The following is a 314-nucleotide window of genomic DNA, read 5'->3' on the forward strand; positions in this document are numbered from 1 at the left end:
CCGTATATATATTACGGATGCTGCGGGAATCGTTGTTGTTGATTCTTGGCAGCAAGATATAGGAAAAGATTTTTCACAATGGAATGATGTTTATCTCACATTACGGGGAGAGTACGGTGCTCGCTCAACCGCAACTGCTCAAGATGACCCACTTTCAACCGTCATGCATGTTGCTGCGCCCATAATCGATAATGGTAATATTATTGGGTCAGTCACTGTGGCTAAGCCTAATCGCTCTGTACAACCTTTTATAAATATGTCTAAGTACCGTGTATTAAGTTGGTTAGTCGTGATGAGTATTTTGGCATTAATGG

General features: G+C 41.4%; 1 pseudogene. It reads left to right on the forward strand.

From position 1 onward, the window contains the following. Positions 1–314: pseudogene (locus SB756_RS29005) on the forward strand (two-component system sensor histidine kinase CreC); the annotation flags it as partial.

The sequence above is a fragment of the Pseudomonas sp. SIMBA_068 genome (genome assembly GCF_046534705.1).
GTDB lineage: Bacteria > Pseudomonadota > Gammaproteobacteria > Pseudomonadales > Pseudomonadaceae > Aquipseudomonas > Aquipseudomonas putida.